Annotated in this window: 19 protein-coding genes, 1 tRNA gene and 1 other RNA gene; 12 read left to right on the top strand and 9 right to left on the bottom strand. The window is 73.3% G+C overall.

What is annotated here, in order from left to right:
- Nucleotides 1-24: 24 nt before the first annotated feature.
- The 3 genes from QRT05_RS09145 to QRT05_RS09135 all read right to left on the bottom strand — a co-directional run bounded on the left by QRT05_RS09145 (nucleotide 25) and on the right by QRT05_RS09135 (nucleotide 3350).
- Complete coding sequence (locus tag QRT05_RS09145; RefSeq protein WP_289446839.1) at nucleotides 25-1029, bottom strand: beta-ketoacyl-ACP synthase III; 1005 nt, start codon at nucleotides 1027-1029, stop codon at nucleotides 25-27.
- Nucleotides 1026-2009 carry an ACP S-malonyltransferase gene (locus QRT05_RS09140; RefSeq protein WP_289446837.1) on the bottom strand — a complete coding sequence of 328 codons (984 nt, stop codon included), beginning with the start codon at nucleotides 2007-2009 and terminating at the stop codon, nucleotides 1026-1028. The genes QRT05_RS09145 and QRT05_RS09140 overlap by 4 nt, the downstream gene beginning before the upstream one ends.
- 78 nt (nucleotides 2010-2087) lie before the next feature.
- Nucleotides 2088-3350, bottom strand: a complete 1263-nt coding sequence (locus QRT05_RS09135) for a PucR family transcriptional regulator (protein WP_289446836.1) — start codon at nucleotides 3348-3350, stop codon at nucleotides 2088-2090.
- 114 nt (nucleotides 3351-3464) lie between these two features.
- Between QRT05_RS09135 and QRT05_RS09130 the strand changes: the two genes are divergently transcribed.
- Nucleotides 3465-4154 carry a hypothetical protein gene (locus tag QRT05_RS09130; RefSeq protein ID WP_289446835.1) on the top strand — a complete coding sequence of 230 codons (690 nt, stop codon included), beginning with the start codon at nucleotides 3465-3467 and terminating at the stop codon, nucleotides 4152-4154.
- A gap of 63 nt (nucleotides 4155-4217) precedes the next feature.
- On the opposite strand, the gene aceE is transcribed toward QRT05_RS09130, so the two are convergent.
- Complete coding sequence (gene aceE, locus QRT05_RS09125) at nucleotides 4218-6965, bottom strand: pyruvate dehydrogenase (acetyl-transferring), homodimeric type (protein ID WP_289446834.1); 2748 nt, start codon at nucleotides 6963-6965, stop codon at nucleotides 4218-4220.
- 311 nt (nucleotides 6966-7276) lie between these two features.
- Here aceE and QRT05_RS09120 point away from each other — a divergent pair, with 311 nt between their 5' ends.
- From QRT05_RS09120 to QRT05_RS09090, 7 genes are all read left to right on the top strand, one after another.
- Nucleotides 7277-7699, top strand: a complete 423-nt coding sequence (locus tag QRT05_RS09120; RefSeq protein WP_289446833.1) for a DUF3052 domain-containing protein — start codon at nucleotides 7277-7279, stop codon at nucleotides 7697-7699.
- Nucleotides 7696-8154: a peroxiredoxin gene (locus tag QRT05_RS09115; RefSeq protein WP_289446832.1), complete on the top strand. Its 459-nt coding sequence runs from the start codon at nucleotides 7696-7698 to the stop codon at nucleotides 8152-8154. The genes QRT05_RS09120 and QRT05_RS09115 overlap by 4 nt, the downstream gene beginning before the upstream one ends.
- 89 nt (nucleotides 8155-8243) lie before the next feature.
- Nucleotides 8244-8317: transfer RNA gene (locus tag QRT05_RS09110), tRNA-Val, on the top strand.
- A 51-nt stretch (nucleotides 8318-8368) separates the two neighbouring features.
- The gene (locus QRT05_RS09105; protein ID WP_289446831.1) at nucleotides 8369-9238 is read left to right on the top strand and encodes an MOSC domain-containing protein; all 870 of its coding nucleotides are present in this window, start codon (nucleotides 8369-8371) and stop codon (nucleotides 9236-9238) included.
- Nucleotides 9239-9267: 29 nt separating this feature from the next.
- Nucleotides 9268-10134 carry a Nif3-like dinuclear metal center hexameric protein gene (locus QRT05_RS09100; protein WP_289446830.1) on the top strand — a complete coding sequence of 289 codons (867 nt, stop codon included), beginning with the start codon at nucleotides 9268-9270 and terminating at the stop codon, nucleotides 10132-10134.
- Nucleotides 10131-10868: a zinc ribbon domain-containing protein gene (locus QRT05_RS09095; RefSeq protein ID WP_289446828.1), complete on the top strand. Its 738-nt coding sequence runs from the start codon at nucleotides 10131-10133 to the stop codon at nucleotides 10866-10868. Before QRT05_RS09100 ends, QRT05_RS09095 begins: the two co-directional genes overlap by 4 nt.
- A gap of 44 nt (nucleotides 10869-10912) precedes the next feature.
- Entirely contained in the window at nucleotides 10913-11641 is a 729-nt protein-coding gene (locus QRT05_RS09090) for a histidine phosphatase family protein (RefSeq protein WP_289446827.1), read from the top strand.
- On the opposite strand, the gene QRT05_RS09085 is transcribed toward QRT05_RS09090, so the two are convergent.
- Together QRT05_RS09085 and QRT05_RS09080 are read right to left on the bottom strand one after the other, a co-directional pair.
- Nucleotides 11638-12807 carry an SLC13 family permease gene (locus tag QRT05_RS09085; protein WP_289446826.1) on the bottom strand — a complete coding sequence of 390 codons (1170 nt, stop codon included), beginning with the start codon at nucleotides 12805-12807 and terminating at the stop codon, nucleotides 11638-11640. The genes QRT05_RS09090 and QRT05_RS09085 overlap by 4 nt on opposite strands.
- The gene (locus QRT05_RS09080; RefSeq protein ID WP_289446824.1) at nucleotides 12804-13583 is read right to left on the bottom strand and encodes a YaaA family protein; all 780 of its coding nucleotides are present in this window, start codon (nucleotides 13581-13583) and stop codon (nucleotides 12804-12806) included. Before QRT05_RS09080 ends, QRT05_RS09085 begins: the two co-directional genes overlap by 4 nt.
- Before the next feature lie 48 nt (nucleotides 13584-13631).
- Between QRT05_RS09080 and QRT05_RS09075 the strand changes: the two genes are divergently transcribed.
- On the top strand, nucleotides 13632-14012 hold the full coding sequence (locus QRT05_RS09075; RefSeq protein ID WP_289446822.1) for a tautomerase family protein: 381 nt from the start codon (nucleotides 13632-13634) through the stop codon (nucleotides 14010-14012).
- Here the strand turns inward: QRT05_RS09075 and QRT05_RS09070 are convergent.
- Nucleotides 13994-14266, bottom strand: coding sequence for a LuxR C-terminal-related transcriptional regulator (locus QRT05_RS09070; protein ID WP_289446821.1), 273 nt, complete (start codon nucleotides 14264-14266; stop codon nucleotides 13994-13996). The two genes, QRT05_RS09075 and QRT05_RS09070, sit on opposite strands and share 19 nt — an antisense overlap.
- Before the next feature lie 70 nt (nucleotides 14267-14336).
- On the opposite strand from QRT05_RS09070, the gene rnpB reads away from it, so the two are divergent.
- The 3 genes from rnpB to QRT05_RS09055 all read left to right on the top strand — a co-directional run bounded on the left by rnpB (nucleotide 14337) and on the right by QRT05_RS09055 (nucleotide 16156).
- Nucleotides 14337-14715, top strand: an RNA gene (rnpB, locus tag QRT05_RS09065) — RNase P RNA component class A.
- A gap of 117 nt (nucleotides 14716-14832) precedes the next feature.
- Nucleotides 14833-15516, top strand: a complete 684-nt coding sequence (locus QRT05_RS09060; protein WP_289446820.1) for a hypothetical protein — start codon at nucleotides 14833-14835, stop codon at nucleotides 15514-15516.
- Nucleotides 15517-15793: 277 nt separating this feature from the next.
- On the top strand, nucleotides 15794-16156 hold the full coding sequence (locus QRT05_RS09055) for an STAS domain-containing protein (protein WP_289446819.1): 363 nt from the start codon (nucleotides 15794-15796) through the stop codon (nucleotides 16154-16156).
- Between the two features lie 36 nt (nucleotides 16157-16192).
- Here the strand turns inward: QRT05_RS09055 and QRT05_RS09050 are convergent, their stop codons facing one another.
- Both QRT05_RS09050 and QRT05_RS09045 read right to left on the bottom strand, forming a co-directional pair.
- Entirely contained in the window at nucleotides 16193-16396 is a 204-nt protein-coding gene (locus tag QRT05_RS09050; RefSeq protein WP_289446817.1) for a three-helix bundle dimerization domain-containing protein, read from the bottom strand.
- A 41-nt stretch (nucleotides 16397-16437) separates the two neighbouring features.
- Nucleotides 16438-16815 carry a VOC family protein gene (locus tag QRT05_RS09045; RefSeq protein WP_289446816.1) on the bottom strand — a complete coding sequence of 126 codons (378 nt, stop codon included), beginning with the start codon at nucleotides 16813-16815 and terminating at the stop codon, nucleotides 16438-16440.
- Nucleotides 16816-16823 lie beyond the last annotated feature (8 nt).

The following is a 16823-nucleotide window of genomic DNA, read 5'->3' as shown; positions in this document are numbered from 1 at the left end:
GTCGGGACGAACGGTACAGCGGTGCTACGGCAGGACGACGACCTGTGCGGCGTAGACCAGTCCCGCGCCGAAGCCGATCTGCAGCGCGAGCGCGCCGCTGCTGACCTGGCCCTCGCGCAGCAGGCGCTCCGTGGCCAGGGGGATCGAGGCGGCCGAGGTGTTGCCGGTGTCGACGATGTCGCGAGCGACGACCACCGAGTCGGGCAGCTTCAGCGTCTTGACCATCTGGTCGATGATCCGGTTGTTGGCCTGGTGCGGGATGAACGCGTCGAGCTCGTCGGCCGTGATGCCCGCGGCGTCGAGCGCCTTCTGCGCGACGGGAGCCATCTGCCACACCGCCCACTTGAAGACCGACTGGCCCTCCTGACGCAGCGTCGGCCAGCCGGCGGCCTCGTCGCGCGTCGCGATCCAGGAGTGCGTCTGCCGGATCGCCTGGGCCTGCGAGCCGTCCGAGCCCCACACGGTGGGGCCGATGCCCGGCGTGTCGGACGGGCCGATCACCACGGCGCCGGCGCCGTCACCCAGCAGGAAGGAGATGGTGCGGTCGGCCGGGTCGACGAACTCGCTCATCTTCTCCGCGCCGATGACCAGCACGTTGCGGGCGGCGCCCGAGCGGACCAGCGCGTCTGCCTGCCCGATGCCGTAGCAGTAGCCGGCGCACGCGGCCGAGATGTCGAAGGCGGCCGCGGGGGTCGCGCCGATGCGGTCGGCGATGATCGCCGCCGCCGCGGGCGTCTGGTGGAAGTAGGTGACGGTGGAGACGATGACGGCGTCGATGTCGGCGCCGGTCAGGCCCGCGTGGTCGAGTGCCTGGCGTGCGGCGGCCTCGGCCAGGTCCAGCACGTCCGTGCCCGCGCCGGCGCGGCTGCGTGTGACGATCCCGGTGCGCTGGCGGATCCACTCGTCGGACGAGTCGATGGGGCCCACCAGGTCGTCGTTGGGCACCAGGTTCTCGCCGCGGACGCCGCCGAGCCCGAGGATCCGGGTGTGGGCGGGGCCGGTGGCCTGGGTGAGGGTGGGACGCGTCACGACGACTGCTCCTGGGTGCTTGCGAGGGTGGACGTGCCGGCGTGCCGACGGACCAGGTCACGCGCGGCGTCCAGGTCGGCAGGGGTCTTGACGGCGACCGTCTCGATCCCGGGCAGCGTACGCCGGGCGAGTCCGGTGAGCACGCCACCGGGCGCCACCTCCAGCAGGCCCGTGACGCCGAGCGACAGGAGCTGCTCCTGGCACAGGTCCCAGCGCACGGGGTTGGCCACCTGGGCGACGATGAGGTCCAGCGCCGCGGCGCCGTCCGGCACCACCGAGCCGTCGCGGTTGGTGAGCAGGCGGAGCGCGGGCTGCCGGGGCGCGAGGCCGGCCGCCGCGTCGCGCAGCTCGGCGACCGCGGGTGCCATGTGCTCGGTGTGGAAGGCGCCGGCCACCTGCAGGGCGATGACGCGGGCGCGCGTGGGCGGCGCAGCGGCGAAGGCGGCGATCGCGTCGAGCGTGCCGGCGGCCACCACCTGTCCGCCGCCGTTGACGTTGGCGGGCACCAGGCCGTGCGCGTCGAGCGCGGCGAGCACCTCGGCCGGGTCGCCGCCGAGGACGGCGGCCATCCCGGTGGGCGTGACCGCCGCGGCGCGGGCCATGGCGGCGCCGCGGACGGTGACGAGCGCGAGGGCCTCGTCGTCCGTGAGCACGCCCGCGACGGCGGCAGCGGCGAGCTCGCCGACCGAGTGCCCGGCGGCGACGTCGACCGAGCCCGCGATCGCGGCACCCAGGGGCGCGTCGGCGGTCAGGTCGAGCACCGCGCGCAGGCTCGCGAGCGCCGAGGCGACAAGCAGCGGCTGGGCCACGGCCGTGTCGCGGATGGTGTCGGCGTCCGACGTGGTGCCGTGGGCGACCAGGTCGAGGCCGGTGACCTGCGCGGCCCGGCCGATCGCGTCCGCGAACGCGGGAAGCTCCAGCCAGGGAGCGAGCATGCCGGGGGACTGGGCACCCTGACCGGGGCAGGCGACGACGAGCACCCGACAACTCTGCCCGTCCGTCGGGCGCTCACCCGGTCACGGCACGCACCAACCTTCGCCGATGCCCTTGTGCGTCTCCTACAAAGGCTCCGTGAGGTCGGCATCGAGCCGACCGACCGCCAGCGCGGTCTGCAGCACGTACGACTCGCGCGCGTCCAGGGGGTCCCAGCCCGTGACGTCGGCCACGCGCTTGAGACGGTAGCGCACGGTGTTCGGGTGCACGTAGAGGGTCCGGGCCGCCGCCTCGAGCGACCGGCCCGTGCCGAGGTAGGCCGAGAGCGTCTCCAGCAGCGAGCCCTGGGAGGCGGCCAGCGGCGTGAACGCCTGAGCGATCAGGGTGCGCCGCGCGGCCGCGTCGCCCACGAGCACCCGCTCGGGCAGCAGGTCGTCGGCCATGACGGGCCGCGGTGCCTGCTCCCAGGCTGCCGCCGCCGCGAGCCCGGCCAGCGCAGCGCGCGCCGAGCGCGCGCTGTCGGTGAGGTCCTGCACCACGGGCCCCAGCACCACCGGCCCCGGGCCGAATCGCGGGAGCAGGGACACGGCAGCCGCGCGCAGGTCGCCCACGCCGCCCAGGAACACCACGAGGCGGTCCCCCTGGATGCCGACCAGGGCGTCGTCGGCCGCTCGGCGCGTCGCCCGGCGCAGGTCGGAGGCGCGCACCTCGTCGAGCGTGGAGGCCGTGGTCCCGACCATGACCAGCGTGGATCCTCGTCCGCTCCATCCCAGTGCCGCCACGCGCGAGCGCATGGAGTCGTCCACGTCGCCGCGCACCAGGGCGTCGACGACGAGCGCCTCGAGCCGGGCGTCCCACGCGCCACGGACCTCGGCGGCGCGCGCGTAGACCTCGGCGGCGGAAAACGCGACCTCGCGGGAGTAGCGCAGCACCGCCTCGCGCAGCTCGCGCTCCTCGCCGGGCGCGGCGAGCCGGTCGCTGTGCGTCTCGACGACGTCGACGACCACGCGGACCAGCTGCAGCGTGTGCTGCAGCGAGATGGACCGGGTCAGCTCAGGGGGCGCCGCGCCGAAGATGTCACCCACGCCGTGCGGAGGGCGCGTCGGGTCCGCGTACCAGGTGACGAATGCGGTGATACCGGCCTGGGCCACGAGCCCCACCCAGGAGCGGTCCTCGGCGGGCAGCGTGCGGTACCAGTCCAGGTCGTCGTCGAGCCGGCGCATGGCCGCGGCGGCCAGAAGTCCCGCCCCGTCCCGCACGCGGCGCTGCGTCTCGGGCCCGCCGTGGGCGGGGATCGCGACCCTGCGGACGGGCGCCGGCCGGCGCGTCGAGCCGGCGACCGGGGTGGCCGCGGCCGACCTCTGGGCCGGGGGTGTGGAGCTGGGCATGGGCCGAGCATAGGACCGCTGATTGTGGGAAGTCGACAAAGGTGCCCGCGTCACCCATCGAGGGTGCCGAGCCTGCAGCGGGTGAGGTGAGCGCCCAGCGGCTAGGGTCGTTGCATGGCACTCATGCCCCGGTTGCGACAGCTCATGCGCCGTCCGTCGTCCGCCTCCACCGTGGGCGCGCGTCGGCCGACGAGCGCCGCGCGCCGCGGCGACACGCTCCACGAGGACGCCCTGCGCTCCATGCTCAGCGACGACCCGAACAACGAGCGGGCGTTCGCGGCACTGGCGGAGATCGTGCGGCGACGCGCCGCGGACTCGAGCCAGGACGACGACCCGCTGACCGCGGAGGGGGCCGAGACGAGCGAGCGCGAGCACGCCGCCGACCTGGCCGTCTGGGCGCTGGGGGAGGAGCTCGCCGGCAACCCGCGGGCCTGGTACCCCCTGATCGAGGTCGCACGGCTGTCCGTGCGCGACGACCACGAGGGGACGCTGCGCCGCCTGCGGACCGCCGCCGAGCGTGACCCGTCCGGCCGCGCGCTGGTCGAGGCGCTCGCGCTGCTGCGCGGGGCCGACGCCCCCGTCGACGCCCTCGGGCTGGGCGTCGGCTACTGGCACCCCAAGGACCACGACCCGGAGGTGGCACGCCACCTGGTGCTCGCCGCCATCGAGGCGGGCCGCCCGCTCGAGGCCAAGCAGCACATCGGCGCGCTCGACCTGTACCGCTCGCAGAAGGACGTCGCCGAGCTGCGCGAGGAGCTGGTGCGGCTGGCCGCCCAGGCGGAGCAGACGATTCCCGGCACCTGACCGGAGACAGACGATAGGGGCGCCCCCGCGCGGGGGCGCCCCTCTCGTGCGTTCAGCGGCCGGTCAGCTCTCGCCGCCCGCGTTGCCGGACGTGCCGGCGGTGACGTCGTGCAGGCGGTACCGCTCGATCGCCTGCGAGACCACCTCGGGGGCGACCTCCCCGCTGCGCGCGAGCTGCTGCAGGACGCGCACCACGGTGGACGGGCCGTCGATCTTGAAGTGACGGCGCGCGGCGGCGCGGGTGTCCGAGAAGCCGAAGCCGTCGGCGCCGAGCGTCGCGTAGGTGCCCGGGATCCACTGGCGGACCTGGTCGGCCACGAGGTGGTCGTAGTCCGTGGTGGCGACGAAGGGGCCCTCGGCGCCGGCCAGCTTGCTGGTCAGGTACGCCTGGCGCGGCTCCTCGCCCGGGTGCAGGAAGGCCTGGCGGTCGGCGTCCAGACCGTCGCGGCGCAGCTCGTTCCAGCTCGTCACCGACCAGACGGCGGCGCGGACGCCCCAGTCGTCGGCCAGCAGCTGCTGCGCCTCGAGCGCCCACGGCACCGCGACGCCCGACGCGAGGATCTGGGCGCGCGGCCCGTCGCCCTCGGCGGGAGCGACGAGATGGATGCCTCGCAGGATGCCCTCGACGTCCACGTCCTCCGGCTCGGCCGGCTGGACCATGGGCTCGTTGTAGACGGTGAGGTAGTAGATGACGTCGCGGTCGCGGCCGCCGTTGTCCTCGCCGTACATGCGGTTGATGCCGTCGCGCACGATGTGCCGGATCTCGTACCCGTACGCCGGGTCGTAGTGCACGACGTGCGACATGGTCCCGGCCAGCAGCGGCGAGTGGCCGTCCGCGTGCTGGAGGCCCTCGCCGGTCAGCGTGGTGCGGCCCGCGGTGGCGCCGATGAGGAACCCGCGCGCCATCTGGTCGCCGGCGGCCCAGAACTGGTCGCCGGTGCGCTGGAACCCGAACATCGAGTAGTAGAAGTAGAACGGGATCAGCGGCTCGCCGTGCGTGGCGTAGGACGTCGCGACGGCCTGGAACGCCGACGCCGACCCGGCCTCGTTGATGCCCGTGTGCATGATCTGGCCCTGCTCGGACTCCTTGTAGCTCAGCATGAGCTCGCGGTCCACGGCCAGGTAGTTCTGGCCCAGGGTGTTGAAGATCTTGGCGCTCGGGAAGATCGAGTCCAGTCCGAACGTGCGGGCCTCGTCCGGGATGATCGGCACGATGCGGTGGCCGAACTCCTTGTCCTTCACGAGGTCCTTGAACAGGCGCACCAGCGCCATCGTCGTGGCGACCTCCTGGTGCCCCGAGCCCTTGGCCAGGCCCTCGTAGGCCTTGTCCGCCGGCAGCGTGACCGGCCTGTGCGTGCTGCGACGCTCCGGCACGAACCCGCCGAGCTGGCGGCGGCGCTCGAGCATGTACTGGATCGCCTCGTCCTGCGGACCCGGGTGGTAGTACGGCGGGACGTACGGGTTGGCGTCGATCTGCTCGTCCGTGATCGGGATGCGCAGGGAGTCGCGCAGGGCCTTGAGGTCGTCGGCCTTGAGCTTCTTCATCTGGTGCGTGGCGTTGCGCCCGGCGAAGCCGGAGCCCAGGCCGTAGCCCTTGATGGTGTGGGCGAGGATCACGGTCGGCTGCCCCGTGTGCTCGCGCGCCGCCTTGTAGGCCGCGTAGATCTTGCGGTAGTCGTGCCCGCCGCGCTTGAGCGCCCAGATCTCGTCGTCGGTCATCTTCTCGACGAGCTGCTTGGTGCGCGGGTCGCGCCCGAAGAAGTGCTCGCGGATGAAGGCGCCGTTCTCGGCCCGGTAGGTCTGGAAGTCACCGTCGGGCGTGGTGTTCATGAGGTTGACCAGCGCGCGGTCCTTGTCGGCGTTGAGCAGGACGTCCCACTCGCGGCCCCAGATGACCTTGATGACGTTCCAGCCCGCGCCGCGGAACTGCGCCTCGAGCTCCTGGATGATCTTGCCGTTGCCGCGCACCGGCCCGTCGAGGCGCTGCAGGTTGCAGTTCACGACGAACGTCAGGTTGTCCAGGCCCTGCTGGCCGGCCAGCTGCAGCATCCCGCGGGACTCCGGCTCGTCCATCTCGCCGTCGCCGAGGAAGGCCCACACGTCCTGCTCGCTGGTGTCCTTGATGCCCCGCAGGTGCAGGTAGCGGTTGGTCCACGCCTGGTAGATGGCCGACGAGGGGCCGAGGCCCATCGAGACCGTCGGGAACTCCCACAGGTCCGGCGCGAGGCGCGGGTGCGGGTAGGACGGCAGGCCGCCGCCGGGGTGCGACAGCTCCTGCCGGAAGCCGTCGAGCTGGTGCTCGGACAGGCGCCCCTCGAGGAACGCGCGGGCGTACACGCCGGGGGAGGCGTGGCCCTGGAAGTAGACCTGGTCGCCGCCGCCCGGGTGGTCCTTGCCGCGGAAGAAGTGGTTCAGGCCCACCTCGGTGAGCGTCGCGACGGACGCGTACGACGAGATGTGACCGCCCACGCCGATGCCCGGGCGCTGGGCGCGCGTGACCATGACGGCCGCGTTCCAGCGGTTCCAGGAGCGGTAGCGCCGCTCCATGACCTCGTCGCCGGGGAAGTACGGCTCGTCGTGCACGCCGATGGTGTTCACGTAGGGCGTGTTCACGGACGTCGGCATCGCGACGTTGCGCTGAGCGGCGTGCCGCAGCAGGCTCAGCAGCACGTACCGCGCGCGGGGGCCGCCCCTGTCGTCGATGAGTCCGTCGAGCGACTCGACCCACTCACCCGTCTCGCCCGGGTCGATGTCCGGTACCTGGCTGAGCAGGCCGCCGATCAGCGGTCCTGTCTCGTCGATCGAAGCCACCAGTGCTCCCTCGCCTCTCGTCCGCGCGCGAGCCGGGTTGGCATCGGCGCACATCGTCAGCCCGGGCCCAGCGCGCAGGAGCCTGTGTCGCTCCGGCAGGGGATCGGGTAGTCGACCCATTGTCGGACCCCCGGGGCCGGAAAGTCACTTTGGGTACCGCATACACGACCGTGACGTGCATGACACCCGCTCGTGGGACGGGCGGTGCGTCCGCTTGCCAGGGCCGCTGCGATGCGGTGGGCTACGGTGTGCGGACATCAGAGGCGGCCGTCGCAGACACCGGTCGTCGTGACGAAGGGACCGGTCAGGACGTGGCAGACAGTGCGGACGGCGCCGCCTCACAGGCGGCACGTCGTCTGGAGCTCACCGCAGGACAGGTGATCCAGGAGTTCGGGTACGACGACGACGTCGACGACGACCTGCGCGCGGCGATCGAGGCCGTCACCACCACCGACCTGGTCGACGAGGACTACGACGACGTCACCGACGGCGCCGTGATCTGGTTCCGCGAGGACGACGGCGACCTGACCGACTACCTGGTCGACGCGCTGACCGTGCTCGACGACAACGGCCCCATCTGGGTGTTCACGCCCAAGTCCGGCCGGGCCGGGCACGTCTCCCACAGCGACATCGAGGAGGCGGCGACCACGTCGGGCCTGCACGCGATGACCACGTTCTCCATCGCCGCCGACTGGTCGGCCACGCGCCTGGCCACCCGCGGGCGCGGCAAGTGAGCGTCGTCGTCGGCGAGGCCGCCCCGGACTTCTCGCTCACCGACACGCACGGGACGCCGGTCACGCTCAGCGGGCTGCGTGGTGGCCCCGTCGCCATCGTCTTCGTGCCGTTCGCCTTCTCCGGCACGTGCACGGGCGAGCTGTGCGAGCTGCGGGACAACATCGCCGCGTTCGAGGACGCCGGCGCCCACCTGCTCGTCATCTCCTGCGACCCGTCGCACGCGCTGCGCGCCTGGGCCGAGCATGAGGGCTACGGCTTCGACCTGCTCTCGGACTTCTGGCCGCACGGCGAGACGGCCAAGGCGTACGGGGTGTTCGACGAGTCGCGCGGGTTCGCGCGGCGCGGCTCCTTCCTCATCGACGCCGACGGCGTCGTGGTGTGGTCGGTGGTCAACGAGGGCGGCCAGGCCCGGCCGCTGTCCGCCTACCGCGAGGCGCTCGCCGCCCTGGTCTGACGCCGCGGCGCTTGCCCGCGTCCGCGGAGACGGGTGCGGCGGCCGGTAGGCTGTGCGCCCGTCGACGCCGCGGTCAGCGCATCGACGAAGGGCCTGTAGCTCAGCTGGTCAGAGCGCCGCGCTTACACCGCGGAGGTCGCCGGTTCGAAACCGGCCGGGCCCACCGAAGACGTGCGAAGCCGCGCGTGCCGTCCACGTGATGCGGAGTTCCTTGGTGAGTGCCCACGTCAGCCGCCTGACCGTCTACCCGGTGAAGTCGTTCGGCGGCCACGTCGTCGACGCGCTCGACCTCGAGGTCGCCGGCCCCGTCGCCGACCGGCGCTGGATGGTGGTCGACGAGGCCGGGGTGACGCTCACCGCCCGCAAGTTCCCCCGCATGCTGTCCGCGACCGCCGAGCCGCTCCCGGGCGGCGTGCGGCTGACGTCGGCGGAGCTGGGCTCGCTCGACGTCGCCGAGCCGGTCGGCGGCCGCGTGCTCGAGGTCTCGATGTCCCGCGTGGGCACGGTGCACGACGCGGGGGACGACGCCGCGGCCTGGTGCTCGGAGCTCGTGGGCCGGCCGGCACGCCTGACGTGGCTCGACGACCCGGCGCGCCGCGGCATGTCCGACAAGCACGGCGGCACGCTGGACGACCCGCTGGCCCTCACCGACACGGCGCCGCTGCACGTGTTCACCACGGCGTCTTTGCACCAGCTGAACCTGTGGGCCGCGCAGGCCCACGACGAGGTGGTCGCCTCCGCCCTGGCGTCCGACGCATCCTCGCCCGCGGCCTTCCAGCCGCTCGACGTGCGGCGGTTCCGCCCCAACATCGTCGTCGACGGCGACCTCACGGCGTTCGAGGAGGACGGCTGGGGGCACATCGTGGTGGGCGGCGTCGAGCTGCGTTTCGCGGACCACTGCGGCCGGTGCGTCATGACGACCGTCGACCCCGACACCTACGCCAAGGGGCGAGAGCCGTTGCGCTCGCTGGCGCGGCACCGTCGGTGGGACGGCGAGGTCTGGTTCGGCATCCAGGCCGTGCCGCTCGGCGCGGGTCGCATCGCCCTGGGCGACGCCGTCACCGCTGCTCCCCGGCTGCCCTGACCCCGCCCGCGGGCCGGTAGCGTGCGGGTGTGAGCTCTCCGCTGCTGGCCGACGTCGTCCGCGCGCTCGAGCGGCGCTACCCGCCCGGCACCGCCGAGTCGTGGGACGCGGTGGGGCTCGTGGTCGGCGATCCCGCCGAGCCCGTGCGGCGCGTGCTGTTCGCCGTGGACCCCGTCGTGGCCGTGATCGACGAGGCGGCCGAGTGGGGCGCCGACCTCGTCGTGACGCACCACCCCTTGCTGCTGCGCGGCGTGCACTCCGTGGCCGCGACCACCTACAAGGGCGCCCTGGTACACCGGATGGCGCGCAACGGCATCGCGCTGTACGCCGCGCACACCAACGCGGACGCGGCCGTCGGCGGCGTCGCGGACGCGCTCGCCGCGGCGATCGGCCTGGTCGACACCTCGCCGCTGGTGGCGGCCTCCGAGGGCGCCGAGACCGGCATCGGTCGGGTCGGGACGCTGCGCGAGCCGGTGCCGCTGCGGGAGTTCGCGACCCGCGTGGCCGGCGCCGTCCCGGCGACGGCGCAGGGCGTGCGGTTCGCCGGCGACCCCGACGGCGTCGTCGCGCGCGTGGCCGTCGTCGGCGGGTCCGGCGACTCGCTTTTCGACGCCGTACGCGCCGCCGGCGTGGACGCGTACGTGACCGCGGACCTGCGCCACCACCCGGCCTCGGAGCTGCGGGAGCGGGCGGTGTTCGAGGCGCCCACGGGTCCGAGCACCCCCTACCTGGTCGACCTGGCGCACTTCGCGTCGGAGTGGCCGTGGCTCGCGCACGCGGCGCGCGACCTGGAGGCGGACCTGGCCGCCGCGGGCACTACGGTGGAGACACGCGTCAGCACCCTGCGCACCGACCCCTGGACGGGGCGAGCCGCCCCTCCGGAAGGATCCTCGTGACCACAGCCCCCGCCGCCGACCAGCGCCGACTCCTCGACGTCCAGGCCCTGGACACCCGCCTCGACCAGCTGGCGCACAAGCGCCGCACGCTGCCCGAGCTCGCGCGGCTGGCCGAGCTGGACGCCCAGCTGAGTGACCTGCACACGGCGCTCGTCACGTCGCAGACCGCGGTCGGTGACCTGCGGCGCGAGGTGGCGAAGGCGGAGGCGGACGTCGAGCAGGTGCGCTCGCGCGCGGCGCGCGACCAGGCGCGGCTGGACTCCGGCCAGGGCAGCGCCAAGGACCTGCAGGCCATCCAGCACGAGCTCGAGTCCTTGGGCCGTCGGCAGAGCGACCTCGAGGAGGTCGAGCTCGAGGTGATGGAGCGGCTCGAGGCGCACGAGAGCGCGCTGGCCGAGGTGTCCAGGGCGCACGCGGCGCTGGCCGACCGCAGGTCCGAGGTCGTCGTGGAGCGCGACGCCGCCTTCGCGCAGATCGACGCGGAGATCGGGACCCTCGGCGCCGAGCGCGCTGCGGCGGCCCAGGGGCTCGACGCCGGCCTGGTGAGCCTCTACGAGCGGCTGCGCGGGCAGCTGGGCGGATCGGGCGCCGCCGCACTGCGGGGACGCCGCTGCGAGGGATGCCGCCTGGAGCTCAACCCGCTGGACCTGGACGTCATCAAGAAGGCGTCGGAGGACACCGTGGTGCGCTGCGAGGAGTGCGGCCGGATCCTGGTGCGGCTGCCTGAGGCCTGAGCCGCGACTGGCGGTCCTCGCGTGCCGCCACCAAGGTGGGTCCCATGAGCGAGCGAGCGGCAGCACCCGAGCCCGGCACCGGCCGCGCCCCCAAGCCGTCCGGTGCGGGCGTGCGGTTCGACGACGCGCAGCCGGTGACGGTGGTGCTGGTCCGGCACGGGCAGACCACCATGACCGTGGCACGCGGCTACTCCGGCTCGGGCGAGCCCGGTCCTCCGCTCGACGAGCACGGGCTGGGGCAGGCGCGCGCGGCGGCGGCGCTCGTCGACCGGGTCGGCCGTGACCTGTGGGGCGACATCCACTACCCGAGCGAGGTGGTCGCCTCGCCCATGGTCCGCACGCAGATGACGGCGGGTGTCATCGCCGAGCGCCTCGGCCTGCCCGTGCGCACGGACGCGGCGTTCCAGGAGGCCGACTTCGGCGAGTGGCAGGGCCTGACCGCGGAGGAGATCGAGGCGCGCTGGCCAGGTCAGCTCGAGCCGTGGCACACGCGCGCCGACGTGGAGCCGCCGGGCGGCGAGTCGATCGAGCAGGTGGGTGAGCGCCTGCGCCGCGGCCTGGACTCGCTGCTCGAGGCCGGGACCGACCGCACGGTGGTCGTGGTCAGCCACGCCGTCGCGATCCGCGCGGCCCTCGGCGTCGCCATGGGGGCCCAGCCGTCGTCGTGGAGCCAGCTGCGGGTCGCGCCCGCATCGGTGAGCATCGTGCGACTGTTCCACGACCGTCGTCACGAGATCGCGGTCGTCGGCGTGCCCAGCGAGGGCTGGTCCTAGAACGCCACGAGCGCGGCGGTTGCCGCGAGGACCGTGAGCGGCGCGAGCAGCAGGCCCTGCAGCACGATCGTCTTCGGTGCGACGGGGAGCAGCACCTGCCGGCAGCGGTGCCACCACAGCACCGTCGCGAGCGACCCCCACGGCGTCACCAGCGGGCCCACGCCGGTGCCGATGAGCAGCGCGCCCACGCGCAGCGGGTCGGTGCCCGCCGCCGGCTCGAGCGCGAGGTAGGCGGGCAGGTTGTTGACCGCGTTCGACGCGCCCGCGCCGACGGCCGCGAGCCGGAGCAGGTCGCCGAAGCCGTGGCCGTCCCCCGAGGCGCTGGCCAGGAGCTCGCCGAGCCCGTGCGCATGCGCCGCGGCGACCACCGCGAAGAGCGCGCCGACGACCAGCAGCGTGCGCCACGGCACCAGGTCCTTGGCCGGCACGGGCAGGCCGCGGCGCCGCACGAGCGTCGCGACCGTGAGGATCGCCGCGGCGACCAGGGCTGTGGGCGCGGGCGGCAGCCCGACCACGAACGCGACGGCCATGATGGCGACCACCACCGCCGTGAGCACCAGCAGGGTGCGGTCCCGGGTGGCGCGGGGCGGCGGCGGGTCGTAGCGGCCCGCGAGGGCCTTGCGGTCCCGGAGGGCGAGCACGACGACGGTCACGACGATCGCCGCCAGCGCGGGCGCCCACATCAGCGACAGGTAGTCGACGCCCTGCGCGCGCAGCGTGTGGTCCGCCAGGAGGTTCGTGAGGTTCGAGACCGGCAGCACCAGCGACGCCGTGTTGGCGAGCGCGAGGACCGCCAGCGCCCACGGCAGGGGGTGGCTCTTGGTCTGTCGGGCCAGGGCGATCACGACGGGCGTGAGCAGCACGGCCGTGGTGTCGAGCGACAGGACGGCCGTGCTCGCGGTGGCCAGCAGGATGACGAGCAGCCAGAGCACCGGTCGTCGGCCGCCCCCGACCCGCGCGGCGAGCCGGGCGCCCGCGTCGAACAGGCCCGCTCCTGCGCACATCTCCGCGGTGACGGTCAGGGCCGCCACGAACAGCAGGATCGGGACGGTACGCGTCGCGAGCTCGCGGGCGTCGTCGGCGGGCAGCCAGCCCGTGAGCACCACGACCGCCGTCACGACGACGCCGACGGCCCACCAGGGCACCGCTTGGCGGGAGCGGCTCACGCGACGACGAGCGTCAGGACCCGGGCGCCGCGACCGCGCCGCGGCGCGAGCTCGACCGCGGTCAGCTCCGTGCCCACCAGCTCGCGCGCGACCCGCGCGAGGTCCTCGGCGTCGCGGGGCACGCGGCCGCGCCGGCTGAGCAGGTGGCGCGTGAGCACCCCGCGGGTGTGCTTCGCGTTGTGCGAGACCACCGCCCGGACGCCGTCCTGCTCCCGCTCCACCCGGACCGCGACCCAGTCGGCGCTGGCCGGCGGCGTCCACGCGGCCAGGTAGGCGGCGGAGCGGCAGTCGACGACGAGGGCGCCGTCCGCCTGGGCGTCGAGGGCGTCGGCGAGCGGCTCGCGCCACGCCGGGGCGAGCGGGCCGATGCCGGGCAGGTCCACGCCCATGGAGAGCCGGTACGCGGGCACCACGTCCTCCGGCGTGAGAACGCCCCACAGCCCCGAGAAGATCCGGACGTGCTGGGCCGCGCGGGTCCGACCGGTCGGCGTCAGCCGGTCGAGGCCGGCCGCGCCGTAGAGCACGCCCGTGTAGACGTGCCGGGCTGCGGCGGCCGGGCTCCGGCTGAGAGAGACGTTCCGCGCCACGTCGTCGGCCAACGACGCGCCGACGCCCAGCACCTCGAGCGCGTCCTCGCGTGCACTGACCTCGGCGAGCGCGTCGGCGACCTTGCGTCGCATGGCCGTCAGGGCGGGGGAGGACAGCTGGTCGACCTCGACCGGCCGGCCGCGGCGCGGCGGGGCCTTGGCCTCGGAGGGGGGCAGAAGCACGAGCACGCCCTGACTGTAGGCTGCCGCGCGTTGCCGCTCGACTCGAGGGATGCCATGGCCCAGGTGAAGATCTACGGACGCCGCGACGTCTGGGCCTCGCGCCGCGCGGAGCTGTCCGACGCGATCCACGGGGCGCTCGTCGGCGCCTGGGGGCTTCCGGACGACAAGCGGTTCCACCGCTTCCTGCTGCTCGACGCCGAGGATCTCGTCGCCCCGCGCAGCGCGCAGTACCTCGTGGTGGAGATCGTGTGCTTCACGGGCCGGTCGGCGCAGGCTCGTCGGGCGCTCATCGCCGCGCTCTTCGACGCGGCGCGCGGCCTGGGCCTCGCGGAAGAGGACCTCGAGACCGTCATCCTGGAGAGCCCGCCGCAGAACTGGGGCATCCGCGGGCAGGCCGGCGACGAGCTGACGCTGGGCTACCGCGTCGACGTGTGACCGCGCTGCTGCACCACCTCGTCGTCGTCCTCGTCCTCGATCGGCTCGACGGCCACCAGGCCGAGCTCGCGACCGAGCCGTACGGCAGACTCGCGGTCGTTGACCTCCAGCTTGCGGTAGATCGAGCGCACCTGGGTCTTGACGGTGTTGCGCGTGACGAACAGGGACATCGCGATCTGGTTGAGCGTCACGGGCAGGGCCAGGTGCGCGAGGATCACGCGCTCACGTCGGGAGAGGTACCTCGAAGCATCCATGTCCGGTGTTCGGAGCCGGATGGCGCGCGGATGGGTCGGCGCGAAATGCGGCTAGGCTCCTGCACGCGGATGAGTCAGTCAGGCGGCCGCGTCAGGCCCCCGGGCCTGCCGAGGAACGTCCGGGCTCCGCAGAGCAGGGTGGTGGGTAACGCCCACCCGGGGTGACCCGCGGGACAGTGCCACAGAGAACAGACCGCCCCACCGGCTCGCCGGAGGGGTAAGGGTGAAACGGTGGTGTAAGAGACCACCAGCGTGCCGGGTGACCGGTGCGGCTAGGTAAACCCCACCCGGAGCAAGGCCAGACAGGGAGTGTTCGAGGGCTGCTCGCCCGAGCTCCCGGGTAGGCCGCTGGAGGCGTGCGGCAACGTACGTCGTAGATGGATGGCCGTCACCCGTGCGGGGGCAACCGCGCGCGGGGACAGAACCCGGCGTATCGACTGACTCATCCGCTTTCAAGGTCCGGTCACGGCGAAGCCCATCCCGAGCGCCGTCAACGTGGAGCAAGAAGCGTCTGACATCGCTGTCAATACGGGACACGCGCACGCCGACGCCTCTACCGTTGCGGCATGAGGCCCGGACGTGCACCGGCGAAGATCGACGCGGACTGGGCCCGCGAACTGATGGTGGCTGAGTACCGCCGCATGAGCGACGAGATCTACCACTCGTACGAAGCTGCTCAGGGCATCGTGCGCTTCGCGCTCGCGGCATACGGCGCCATCTTCACAGCCGGCCTGCTAGCGTCACGATCAAACGCGACTCCTGCCGCCGAGTTCGATCACTTCACGCAGTTCGCGGTGTTCGTTGTCTTCGGCCTCGCGCTTCCAGCATTGATGTGCGTCGCGTGCTGGACCTGGATAGGGGAACTCAACCGGGCCGAGCGCGCGGGTGCGTACGTGTTCGAACTCGAACGCCGAGTCGCGGCGGACCCTCGACTGTCGACTGCGTTGGCGGGGAGCCCACCGATCGGCTGGGAGTCGCACCTCCGCGTCGAGAGCCGGCATCGGTCGCTGGCCAGAAAGCGGACTACTCCCTACCTCGGAACGGCCGCACTCTTCGCTGGCGGCGCGGTCGCCTCGTACTGCTGCTCGATGCTCTGGTGGGCGAAGGTATGGGACTGGGAGACGAGACCCCCAGGTGCGATCTGGTGGATCGTCGGCCCTTCTGCACTTCTTGTCTTGTTCTTTGCGACCTCGCTGAGGATGGGGCGACAAGTGATGGAGTATGCGCGAGCCAGCCACCACCCTGGGTAGGGGTCGCCCGGTCGGCGCAGCAAGGACGTTCGACGGTCCGGCGTCTGCGCAGCGCCCTGTCCCGATCAGTGCCACCACGAACGGGTGACGTCCGGGCCGCTGACCTGCGACCGGTTGACCAGGGAGAAACTGCTCGGTCCCGGCCGGGTCAAAGCCGGCGATCGGGTGAGAGACTGGACGCGGTGCGGGGCGTCGTCGCACCGAGTGTTCCACCTTGGCGTGCACCAACCGAGCCGCGTTCCCACCGGCCGGACCACGTCAAGGTGAGGCGGCGCGCATGCGCACCACAGACTCGTTCACCCTCGCATCCCACGGCTCCATCACGGTCGAGCGGTCCTGCTCGCTGCTCCTCGTCAGGCTGCGCGGCGACATCGACTTCGCACTCCGCGACGAGGCCGATCGGGCGCTGGAAGCGCTCGGAGCGGTGGCCGACCTTCCCGTCGAGGTCGACCTGGGGGCCGTGACGTTCATCGACGGCGCCGGGATCGGGTTCCTGCTGCAGTGCAGCGGCATGTGCAGACAGGCGGGGATCGACTTCGGGCTCCGCGACGTCCCCGGCCCGGCCGCCGCGCTCATCGGCGTGCTGGGACTTCAGACCGCCCTGCCCACGCACCCGCGCGACGCCCGGGTCCTGGCCTGACAGCCGGCAGCATCGCGTCCGCGCTCTGGCGAGTCCTCAGTCGCCGTCCTGCGTGCTGAGCTCGTCGGTCACCTGGTGCTCCACCAGGACGGGCACGAAGTCGCGCACCGCGGCCTCGTCGAACTGGCTCTTGTGCGTCTCGACGGCCTCCTGGACGCGCTCGCGCTCGACGGCGGGGAACTTCTCCGCGATGCGGTCGACGACCTCGCCGATGGCCTTGTCTTCGTCTTCGATGGGCATGCCTCGAGCCTGGGGGGTCCGGCACCGACCGGCAAGTCGGTTCAGCGGGCTTGCGCCGGGGTGCGCCGCAGCAGGCAGAACTCGTTGCCCTCCGGGTCCGCAAGCACGTGCCACGTCACATCGCCCTGGCCGACGTCCACCAGCGTGGCGCCGAGTGCGAGCAGGCGGGCCAGCTCCGTGGCCTGGTCCGACCCGTCCGGCGGGCGCAGGTCCACGTGCCAGCGGTTCTTGACCGACTTCGGCTCCGGCACGCGCGAGAAGCCCCACTCCAACGAACCGTCGGGGTCGCGGATGCTCACGTAGTCGTCGTCGGGCGCGTCCTCGCCCGAGGGGACCCAGCTCAGCACCTGTGCCCACCAGGCGGCGAGGGCGTGCGGGTCGGTGCAGTCGATGCCGATCTCCGAGACGACGAGGCCCATGCCTCGAT

Origin of the sequence: Cellulomonas edaphi (assembly GCF_030362815.1) — a bacterium.
Taxonomy (GTDB): Bacteria; Actinomycetota; Actinomycetes; order Actinomycetales; family Cellulomonadaceae; genus Cellulomonas; species Cellulomonas edaphi.
This window is presented reverse-complemented; position numbering and strand designations above follow the sequence as displayed.

Bases quoted from the DNA above. Each gene is read 5' to 3' on its own strand.
- QRT05_RS09130 (WP_289446835.1), top strand. From the start codon at position 3,465: ATGGCACTCATGCCCCGGTTGCGACAGCTCATGCGCCGTCCGTCGTCC.
- QRT05_RS09060 (WP_289446820.1), top strand. From the start codon at position 14,833: ATGAGGCCCGGACGTGCACCGGCGAAGATCGACGCGGACTGGGCCCGC.
- QRT05_RS09090 (WP_289446827.1), top strand. From the start codon at position 10,913: ATGAGCGAGCGAGCGGCAGCACCCGAGCCCGGCACCGGCCGCGCCCCC.
- QRT05_RS09055 (WP_289446819.1), top strand. From the start codon at position 15,794: ATGCGCACCACAGACTCGTTCACCCTCGCATCCCACGGCTCCATCACG.
- QRT05_RS09050 (WP_289446817.1), bottom strand. From the start codon at position 16,396: ATGCCCATCGAAGACGAAGACAAGGCCATCGGCGAGGTCGTCGACCGC.
- QRT05_RS09075 (WP_289446822.1), top strand. From the start codon at position 13,632: ATGGCCCAGGTGAAGATCTACGGACGCCGCGACGTCTGGGCCTCGCGC.
- QRT05_RS09135 (WP_289446836.1), bottom strand. From the start codon at position 3,350: ATGCCCAGCTCCACACCCCCGGCCCAGAGGTCGGCCGCGGCCACCCCG.
- QRT05_RS09070 (WP_289446821.1), bottom strand. From the start codon at position 14,266: ATGGATGCTTCGAGGTACCTCTCCCGACGTGAGCGCGTGATCCTCGCG.
- QRT05_RS09045 (WP_289446816.1), bottom strand. From the start codon at position 16,815: ATGGGCCTCGTCGTCTCGGAGATCGGCATCGACTGCACCGACCCGCAC.